Origin of the sequence: Citricoccus alkalitolerans, assembly GCF_039528175.1 — a bacterium.
GTDB classification, from domain to species: Bacteria; Actinomycetota; Actinomycetes; order Actinomycetales; family Micrococcaceae; genus Citricoccus; species Citricoccus alkalitolerans.
Window position 1 is genome coordinate 1238383 of record NZ_BAAALH010000001.1, and the last position, 9783, is coordinate 1248165.

Annotated in this window: 7 protein-coding genes; 4 read left to right on the forward strand and 3 right to left on the reverse strand. The window is 67.9% G+C overall.

What is annotated here, in order from left to right; genetic code table 11:
• Positions 1-86: 86 nt before the first annotated feature.
• The 3 genes from ABD134_RS05530 to ABD134_RS05540 form a co-directional block, all read right to left on the reverse strand.
• Positions 87-1343, reverse strand: coding sequence for an RNA polymerase sigma factor (locus ABD134_RS05530; protein ID WP_344227389.1), 1257 nt, complete (start codon positions 1341-1343; stop codon positions 87-89).
• 347 nt (positions 1344-1690) lie between these two features.
• Complete coding sequence (locus tag ABD134_RS05535; RefSeq protein WP_344227391.1) at positions 1691-3013, reverse strand: DUF4192 family protein; 1323 nt, start codon at positions 3011-3013, stop codon at positions 1691-1693.
• 95 nt (positions 3014-3108) lie between these two features.
• The gene (locus ABD134_RS05540; protein WP_344227393.1) at positions 3109-4194 is read right to left on the reverse strand and encodes a PAC2 family protein; all 1086 of its coding nucleotides are present in this window, start codon (positions 4192-4194) and stop codon (positions 3109-3111) included.
• Between the two features lie 179 nt (positions 4195-4373).
• Between ABD134_RS05540 and ABD134_RS05545 the strand changes: the two genes are divergently transcribed.
• The 4 genes from ABD134_RS05545 to ABD134_RS05560 all read left to right on the forward strand — a co-directional run bounded on the left by ABD134_RS05545 (position 4374) and on the right by ABD134_RS05560 (position 9762).
• Positions 4374-5948, forward strand: a complete 1575-nt coding sequence (locus tag ABD134_RS05545) for a leucyl aminopeptidase (protein ID WP_378108336.1) — start codon at positions 4374-4376, stop codon at positions 5946-5948.
• A gap of 122 nt (positions 5949-6070) precedes the next feature.
• Positions 6071-7450, forward strand: coding sequence for a dihydrolipoyl dehydrogenase (gene lpdA / locus ABD134_RS05550; RefSeq protein ID WP_115931458.1), 1380 nt, complete (start codon positions 6071-6073; stop codon positions 7448-7450).
• 104 nt (positions 7451-7554) lie between these two features.
• Complete coding sequence (gene sucB / locus ABD134_RS05555; protein WP_344227396.1) at positions 7555-9399, forward strand: 2-oxoglutarate dehydrogenase, E2 component, dihydrolipoamide succinyltransferase; 1845 nt, start codon at positions 7555-7557, stop codon at positions 9397-9399.
• A 3-nt stretch (positions 9400-9402) separates the two neighbouring features.
• A complete protein-coding gene (locus ABD134_RS05560; protein ID WP_344227397.1) occupies positions 9403-9762 on the forward strand; it encodes a hypothetical protein in 360 nt (119 codons plus the stop codon).
• Positions 9763-9783: the final 21 nt, after the last annotated feature.

The following is a 9783-nucleotide window of genomic DNA, read 5'->3' on the forward strand; positions in this document are numbered from 1 at the left end:
GCCGGGCCTTGGTGCTGCGGTGGGTGTCCCGCCGTCCGGGGCGCCTCACCCTCTGGTTCGAGGCGGCCGGCACGGGACGGTCCGGCTCAGTCCAGGTAGTCCCGCAGCACCTGGGAGCGCGAGGGGTGGCGCAGCTTTGACATGGTCTTGGACTCTATCTGGCGGATGCGCTCGCGGGTGACCCCGTAGACCTTGCCGATCTCGTCCAGCGTCTTCGGCTGGCCGTCCGTCAGGCCGTAGCGCATGGCCACCACACCCGCTTCGCGCTCGGCGAGCGTGTCCAGGACCGAGTGCAGCTGCTCCTGCAGGAGTGTGAAGCTCACGGCGTCGGCGGGCACCACGGCCTCGGAGTCCTCGATCAGGTCGCCGAACTCCGAGTCGCCGTCCTCACCCAGGGGGGTGTGCAGGGAGATCGGCTCGCGTCCGTACTTCTGGACCTCGACGACCTTCTCCGGGGTCATGTCCAGTTCCTTGGCCAGCTCCTCCGGGGTGGGTTCCCGGCCCAGGTCTTGGAGCATCTGACGCTGCACGCGGGCGAGTTTGTTGATTACCTCGACCATGTGGACCGGGATGCGGATGGTGCGGGCCTGGTCCGCCATGGCGCGGGTGATGGCCTGGCGGATCCACCACGTGGCGTACGTGGAGAACTTGAAGCCCTTGGTGTAGTCGAACTTCTCCACGGCACGGATCAGGCCGAGGTTGCCCTCCTGGATGAGGTCCAGGAACAGCATGCCGCGTCCGGTGTAGCGCTTCGCCAGGGAGACGACCAGACGCAGGTTGGCCTCGAGCAGGTGGTTCTTCGCACGCCGGCCGTCGGCGATGACCAGCTCCATGTCCCGCCGCAGTCGGGCCTCCGTGGGGGGCTCGTCCTTCATCTTGTGCTCGGCATACAGGCCGGCCTCGATACGCAGGGCCAGGTCGACTTCCTGTTCCGCGTTGAGCAGGGCGACCTTGCCGATCTGCTTGAGGTAGTCCTTGACCGGGTCGGCCGTGGCACCGGCGGACACGACCTGCTGAACCGGGGCGTCGTCCTCCGCATCGGAGACGACGAATCCACCGCGGGTCCTGGTCTCGTCGGCCTCAGCCGAGGCTACCGGGGCGTCATTGGCCTCGTCGGTCTCAGCGTCAGAGTCGGAGGAGTCCACGGCCTCTTCGGAGGGCTTCGCGACCGCCGCCTTGGCCCGTCCGGCCTTCGCGGCTGACTTGGTCGCCGAGGTCTTCGTGGCACTCGACTTCGGGGCGGATGTCCGAGCGGTGGCCTTGGCCGCCCCCTGGTCCTCCGCAACGGCGTCCTCGACGGCCGTGCTGCCCTGCGTCTCGGTCTTCTTGGAAGAAGTAGTCACTCAATACCTTTCGTACGGGCATCCCGAAGGGCCCCTAACGGTCAACACCACTATGACCCTGTCAAATCCGCTGGAACTGCACCCGGAGGCCACGGGATGACGATCCCGTTTTTCCGGACCCGCGGACGCAGGGTCTTCATGTGGTCAACGACCCCCCTGGCACTTTTGTTCCCGCCCTCACCATTTTTCTGAACCCCGAGGTGTGGTCGGGGATTCGGCAGGTGGAGGGATGTCAACGTGCACCGGGGTCGGCCCCGCCGATTATGCCACGGCAGACACCGGACCGACGCATCAGGGACTTCCGCGCGCCGCCCCAGATCGCCCGGGCGGGCCACGGGTACCGGGTCTCAGTCCGTCCTGCGGGCAGTGGCCGACCAGGCGGTCTCACGCCGGGCGGCCCAGCCGGACAGCATCCCCCGGTCCACGATCTCCCCCAGCAGCTGTCCCAGCGGGTAGTCCGGATCCTCGTGCCGGCACTCGAGCAGTATCCTTCCGGCGGCAGAACCACGGCCCCTCGCCCATTCGACCCAGGCCGCCAGGCACCTGAGGGCCGACGCCACCGGACCGGCGGCCTCCGGCAGCAGCCCTGTGCAGGCGTTCTTGAGGTGGGCGACGCGCTCCCAATCCGGTGCGCGGCGGCTGGCGGCGAGGATGACGGAAGAATAGAGCACTCCGTTGACCTCGCGGGGTTCGGCGTCAAAGACCGATGACGCCTCTACGGGCAGGGTACCGATCCAGGCGGCACCGGACAGAGCGCGCTCCAGAGTGAAGCTCGCGGCGGCGAGGAGGCAGTCTCGCCATTCGACCAGGAGCAGACCGGCCATAAGGACGGCCCTCTCGGTCGGATTCTCCGGAAGCCCTTCACCCGCCAGGATCCGCTCCCAGGCCCCGATCCAGGACACCAGCTCCTCGAGGGCCTCGGCTTCATCTTCGTCGCTGACCTCGTGGCCGACCTTCCTGATGTTCTCCAGCGCACAGGCGAGCTCTACGGAGATTGCCTCGGCGGCGGATGGCAGCCCACTGCCCCGCGGTTCTTCTTCCACCACGGACCCCTCCACGATCAGGGAGGTATTGACAACGCTGGTCTCGGCCCAGGACGCCGGTGTTCCATGATCGGAGCAGGACCCCGGTGCGGGACAGTCCACGTGCCAGAGGCGGCCCCTGGCCACCAACCAGAACTCCATCAGGGGCAGGCCGGCCGCACTGAGTTCGCGTTCCAGTGCGGCTGCCAGCAGGCGATCCGACTTGCTGGTCGGATCCAGGGCATGGCCGGATCCGTTGCCAGGCTCACCGGCGCGCGCTCTCTCACGGTCGGCCCCTCTCCAGCCCGCACAGGCCGCGTCCACCTCGACCTGCCAGTCATCATCACGGAAGAGCACGGCCACGCAACCGTCCGCCAGCTGGTCCCGGGCCAGATGGCCGGCGAACTGCCGGGCATTGGCGGAGTGGTCCGCCCACGTCCTCACCGTGCCGGGGACCCAGTCGCAACGCAGGACGGCACCCAAGTTCCGGCCGGACATGCTGATGGCCGCCAGGCTGTTGCGAGGCGGAAAGCCCAGCGTGTGCTGGATGTAACTGATCAGGTCGGCCACTTCGGCGGCCTGGACCGGGGCGGGCATCGAGGCCGGCAAGCCGGGACGGACACGGTCGTCGGGGAAGTCTGTGTGCATGGCCTCCACGCTTCCGCCTCCCTGCCGGACACGGAAGCGCCCACACCCCCGATTGTGGGGTTGTGGGCGGTCTCTGCCGGGTGTGGAGTAGCGCTCTAGTCCTGGGGGCGGTGGTCCGGCCCCTCCGCCGGGCCGCTCTCGGTGTCCTCCGCGGCTGTGGGCTCCGCAGGGCCCTCGGAGTCCACCTCTGCGTCCCCGGCCGCGGCCGCCCACTGCTCCTCCGCCTGCAAGCCCCCGCCGGCGTCCAACGCATGGCGCGGCTGGCTCTGCAGGTATTCCTCGACGGCCGCACCCAACTCCTCGGCATCGGGGACCTGCTCGTCTGGACCCACCAACAGGGAGCGGCCGGCCCCCGGCGAGTTCTGGTCGAAGTTCTTCTCCAGGCCTTCCACCATGGCGGTGACCTCACGCGAGGAGCCGGTCTGGCGGTCGAGCTCGCGGTCCACTTCGCGGCCCTGTTCGCGCAACTTCTCCGTGGGGAGCATGAGGCCCAGGGCGGCCCCCACGTACTCCAGCGCGGCAACGGCGGCCTGCGGGTAGGCGGCATCGTTGAGGTAGTGCGGGACATGGAGGGTGTACCCAGTGGTTCCGCGGTGATGCTCATCCAGCCGCAACTCCAGCAGCTGACCGACGCCGGACACCATGCGTGCCTGGGGGCTCCAGGTGGACAGGCCCGCCACCAACTCGTCTCGATTCCCATGGGCCGTCACGCCGAGGGGCCGGGTATGCGGCACGGGCATAGGCACGGCGTCCACCAGGGCGACGAGCTTGACGTCCAGCTTCTCCACCAGGAACAGCACCGAGGAGACGAAACGCTCCCACTGGTAGTCCGGTTCAGGTCCGGACAGCAGCAGGAAAGGCCGACCCAGGGCGTCTGAGACCAGATGCAGCTGCAGCCGAGGGGTCTGGTAGTCGCGGAAGCGCTCGCCGTCGAAGGTGATCTGCGGCCGGCGTGAGCGGTAGTCGATCAGCTGGTCCGCGTCGAAACTGGCCAGCAGCTTGTGGTCCAACGAGTCGAAGACGGTGTCCCGCACCTGTTCAGAGAGATGACCGGCATCCATGTGTCCGCCGAAGACGGCCAGCATGCCCAGGCCGCGCAGCGCTGTGGCACCGTCGAAGCCACCGGCCAACAGGTCGCGGCCGGCCGGCTCGAGCGAAAACAGCGTGGTGGGATCCTGCATGGTGCGTCCTTCCGGTGCCTCGGGTCAGGGAGGGTAGTACATCGGGGCCGGGCCGATCAGCGGTTCCAGCCCCTGTTGGTGATACCAACGTACTGTGGCCTGCGCGTATTCCGTGGCTAGGATCGAGACAGACCCGGAACCACCGCCCATGCTCATCGCCATCGAGGGGAACCACCCACGTGATCAACGATTTCAGCCCTGTCCTGACCGCCATCGGACCCAAGCTGTCCCAGAACAGCAAGAATGCCGCCTCTGCCCTGGTCGTCGGCGTCTGCTCCACCGATGACGGGCCGGTGCTGTTGCCGAACCCGCTTCCCGACGCCGGCGCACGCGCCCTGGCGGATTCGCTCGAGGCACTCGGCGTCACTGGCGCCGCCGATGAGGTCGTGCGGATCCCGGGGCTGGACCCCCTGCCATTCCCCCTACTGGTACTGACCGGCGTCGGCCGGATCACCGGCGAGCCGGGTGCGGGGGTGTCCACTGAGGCCGTGCGCCGTGCCTCCGGTGCGGCCGTCCGCCAGCTCTCGGGAACCCCCTCCGTCGCCCTGGGCCTGCCGGCCGAGACCCCGGAACTGCTGGGCGCGGTTGCCGAGGGAGCCGCACTGGCCGCGTACTCCTTCACCGCCTTCCGCTCGTCCGAGGCCCGGGCGAAGGGGAAGAACCCGGTGGAGCGCGCCGCCGTCGTGACCTCGCTGAAGCCCAAGGTGACCGGGCCGGTGCTGCAGCGCGCCGCCGTCGTGGCCCGCGCGGTTCGTGCGACCCGCGACCTGGTCAACACGCCGCCGTCCCACCTGTTCCCTGCGTCCTTCGCCGAGGAGGTGACCGAGGCTGTGCGGCCGCTGCCCATCAAGGTCACGGTGTGGGATGAGAAGAAGCTGGAGCAGGACGGATTCGGCGGCATCCTCAACGTCGGCAAGGGGTCCTCACGGCCACCGAGGTTGGTCAAGCTCGAGTACACGCCGGCAGCGGCTGGCCGGACCGCCCCGCACATCGCCTTCGTCGGCAAGGGCATCACCTTCGATTCCGGGGGCCTGTCCCTGAAGCCGCCGACGTCCATGACCACGATGAAATCAGACATGGCCGGCGCGGCGACCGTGGCGACCGTGGTCGCCGCGGCGGCCGAACTCGAGCTACCCGTCAAGGTCACCGGTTGGCTGTGCATGGCAGAGAACATGCCCTCCGCCACCGCCCAGCGCCCCTCCGACGTCATCACGATGTACGGCGGCAAGACCGTGGAGGTCATGAACACCGACGCCGAGGGACGCCTGGTGATGGCCGACGGACTGGTGGCCGCGACCGACGAGACGCCGGACGCGGTGATCGACATCGCGACCCTCACGGGGGCGCAGATGATTGCCCTCGGCAACCGGACCACCGGCGTGATGGGCACGGAGGACCTGCGCACGGAACTCGTGGCCGCGGCAGACGCGAGCGGGGAGACCGCCTGGGCCATGCCGATCCCGGAGGACCAGCGGGCCTCACTGGACTCCACGGTGGCGGACCTGTCCAACGTGGGCGACCGTTTCGGCGGCATGATGACTGCCGCCGCCTTCCTGCGGGAGTTCGTCGACGCCGGCCGCGCCCCCGAGGCAGCACAGGCCGAGCCCACTCCCTGGGTCCACCTGGACATCGCCGGCCCGTCCTTCAACGATTCCGGAGCCTACGGCTACACACCCAAGGACGCCACCGGCGTCATGGTCCGGACCCTGGTGGCCTACCTCGAGCGACGTGCCGGTCTACCGCGCGGGAAGTAGAAGGCAGTGGTCCCGTGCGGCTAAGGTAAAACCCAGGCATCACAGCGACGATCCCGACGGGATCATCACCCAACCCCGAAGGGTGCCGGAGACCCTGGCACCTGATTGTGAGGAGCACCATCGTGGCCGAAGAGGCAACCGCCCAGGAATTCGACGTACTCATCCTCGGCGGTGGCTCCGCCGGCTATGCCGCCGCGCTGCGGTCCGTCCAGTATGGGATGACCGTGGGACTGATCGAGAAGGCAAAGCTGGGCGGCACCTGCCTGCACTGGGGCTGCATCCCCACGAAGGCGTACCTGCATGCCGCCGAACTGGCGGACGACGCCCGCAACTCCGCCAAGTACGGCGTCCACACGACCCTCGAGTCCATCGACATGGCCGGGGTGAAGTCCTACAAGGACGGGATCGTCGCGGGCAAGTACAAGGGTCTCACCGGGCTGCTCAAGATGCGCAAGGTCCAGGTCATCGAGGGTGAGGGCAAGCTCGTCTCCCAGAACCAGATCGAGGTCGGTGGGACCCGCTACACCGGGAAGAACATCATTCTGGCGTCTGGCTCCGAGGCCAAGACCTTCGGCCTGCCCATCGGTGGCAAGATCATGACCTCCACCGAGGCCCTCGAGCTCGACTACACGCCGAAGTCCGCCATCATCCTCGGGGGCGGCGTCATCGGGTCCGAGTTCGCATCCGCCTGGAACTCGTTCGGCGTGGACGTCACCATCATCGAGGGCCTCGACCACCTCGTCCCGAACGAGGATCCGGAGATCATCAAGATCCTGGAGCGCGAGTTCAAGAAGAAGGGCATCAAGTCCAACCTGGGCACCTTCTTCGAGAAGGTCGAGGAGACCGGCGATGGCGTCAAGGTCACCCTGGCCGACGGCAAGGAGTTCACCGCCGAGGTCTGCCTCGTCGCCGTGGGCCGCGGCCCGGTCACCCAGGGCCTGGGCTACGAGGAACAGGGCATCCCCCTGGACCGGGGCTTCGTCATCACCAATGAGCGCCTGCACACCGGGGTGGGCAATATCTACGCCATCGGTGACATCGTCCCCGGCGTCCAGTTGGCCCACCGCGGCTACCAGCAGGGTCACTTCGTCGCCGAGGAGATCGCCGGCAACAACCCGATCATCGTCGAGGACGTGAACATCCCCAAGGTGACCTTCACCGAACCGGAGATCATGTCCGTGGGCTACTCCGAGTCCAAGGCCAAGGAGAAGTTCGGCGAGTCCAACGTGGAGACCACCACCTACAACCTGGCCGGCAACGGCAAGTCCTCGATCCTCGGCACCGGGGGCATCATCAAGATGGTCCGTCAGAAGAACGGTCCGATCGTCGGCGTCCACGGCATCGGCAAGCGCATCAGCGAGCAGATCGGTGAATCCCAGCTGATCGTCAACTGGGAGGCTTACCCGGAGGACGTGGCCGCCTTCGTCCACGCGCACCCGACCCAGAACGAATCCCTCGGCGAAGCCGCGATGGCCCTGAACGGCCACCCGCTGCACGGCTGACAGCACCGAAGAACAGCAACCGGCCGGCCCCCCCAAGGGGTCGGCCACCAACCATCGTCACGCCGGCGGGCAGCCGGCACGCACTTGAGGAGAAACGGGACGACATGTCTGAAACCGTGAACCTGCCGGCCCTTGGTGAATCCGTCACCGAAGGCACCGTCACCCGCTGGCTGAAGGAGGTCGGCGACGAGGTCGCCGTCGACGAGCCCTTGGTGGAGGTCTCCACCGACAAGGTGGACACCGAGATCCCGTCCCCCGTGGCCGGCATCCTTGAGGAGATCCTGGTCCAGGAGGACGAGACCGTGGAGGTCGACGCCCCGCTGGCACGCATCGGGTCCGGCTCCGGCGGCGGCTCGTCCGACAGCGCCCCGGCTGCCGCTGAGACCGATGCAGAGGAACCCGCCGAGGAAGCCACAGAAGAACCCGCTGCGGCCCCGGCCAATGACGAGGCCGGGGACAGCAGCACCGACGGACAGGAGCTGTCCTCCGAGCAGGTCGCCGCCGAGGACGCTGAGGAACAGGACTCAGGAGAGTCGACAGAGGTCACCCTGCCCGCCCTGGGCGAGTCCGTCACCGAGGGCACCGTCACCCGCTGGCTGAAGGAGATCGGCGACGACGTCGAGGTCGACGAGCCCCTGCTGGAGGTCTCCACCGACAAGGTGGACACCGAGATCCCCTCCCCCGTGGCCGGCAAGCTGCAGGAGATCAAGGTCCAGGAAGACGAGACCGTCGAAGTCGGTGCCGTCCTGGCACTCGTCGGTTCCGGTTCCGGCGGCGGATCGGCCGCCGAGGACAAGCCGGCGGAGCCTGCCGAAGAGAAGTCCGACACGAAGTCCGAGGAGAAGCCCGAGGACACGGGTGCCGACAAGGCCGAGCAGTCCGAGTCCGCTCCGGCCCCGAGCTCTGAGCAGAAGCAGGAGCAGCAGGAGGAGCCGGCACCGTCCGCTCCCGCCCCCACGCCGACCCCCTCCACCCAGGCCTCGGCCCCGGGTGATGGTTACGTCACGCCGCTCGTGCGCCGACTGGCGCAGCAGAACGATGTGGACCTGTCCACCGTGGTGGGCACCGGTGTCGGTGGCCGCATCCGCAAGCAGGATGTCCTGGTGGCCGCAGAGGCAGCCAAGGCCAAGCAGTCCGGCTCCGCACCGGCCCCGGCAGCCGAGGCTGCCCCGTCCGCGGCAGCCTCGGCTCCGGCTCCCGCTGCCGCCAGCACCGTGGATCCGGCCAAGCGCGGCACCTCCGAGAAGGCGCCGCGTATCCGCCAGACCATCGCCAAGCGCATGCGGGAGTCCCTGGACGTCTCGGCCCAGCTGACACAGGTCCACGAGATCGACATGACCCGCATCGTCGCCCTGCGCGGCAAGGCCAAGGTCAGTTTCCAGCAGAAGAACGGCGTGAAGCTAACCTACCTGCCCTTCATCACCCAGGCCACGGCCGAGGCGCTGAAGCAGCACCCGAAGCTGAATGCCGAGTTCAACGTGGAGACCTCGGAGATCACCTACCACGACTCCGAGGACATCGCGATCGCCGTGGACACGGACAAGGGCCTGTTCGTCCCCGTGATCAAGGACACCGGCTCGCTGAACCTGTCCGGGATCGCCGGCAAGATCGCCGATCTGGCCGACCGTACCCGGAACAACAAGATCTCCCCGGACGAGCTCAGCGGCGGGACCTTCTCCATCACCAACTTCGGTTCGGTGGGTGCCCTGTTCGACACCCCGATCATCAACCAGCCCAACGTGGCGATCCTGGGCGTGGGCACCATCGTCAAGCGGCCCATGGTCATCACCGATCCGGATGGCAATGACACCATCTCCATCCGGCACATGATGTACCTGAGCCTGACGTACGACCACCGCCTCGTGGACGGTGCCGACGCCGGACGCTTCCTGCAAACCGTCAAGGCCCGCCTCGAGGCCGGCGAGTTCGCCCACGAGCTGGGGCTGTAGCCCGTGGAGGTCGTGACCGCTCTTTTCGTCGCCATCCACATCATCTCCGCCGCCGCGATCGTCGGCGGGTGGCTGGCCCACTTCAAGAACCCGACTGTCACCAAGTCACAATGGTGGGGCTCCTGGGGCATGATCGTCTCCGGTCTGTTGCTGGCCGGCCTGGCTGAGATGGGTGACGGCCCGGTGAACCACGCCAAGATCGGCGTCAAGCTGGTCGTCGGTCTGGGGGTCTTCATCACGGCTCTACTGGGCCGGCGCAAGGAGAACAAGGGCGAGCCGGTCTCGACCGGGCTGGCCCACGCCACGGGCGGCCTCGGGTTGATCAACATCCTGATCGCCGTGCTGTGGCAGGACTTCTCCTGACCCACACCACGCACGGCTGAC

Bases quoted from the DNA above. Each gene is read 5' to 3' on its own strand.
- ABD134_RS05535 (WP_344227391.1), bottom strand. From the start codon at position 3,013: ATGCACACAGACTTCCCCGACGACCGTGTCCGTCCCGGCTTGCCGGCC.
- sucB (WP_344227396.1), top strand. From the start codon at position 7,555: ATGTCTGAAACCGTGAACCTGCCGGCCCTTGGTGAATCCGTCACCGAA.
- ABD134_RS05540 (WP_344227393.1), bottom strand. From the start codon at position 4,194: ATGCAGGATCCCACCACGCTGTTTTCGCTCGAGCCGGCCGGCCGCGAC.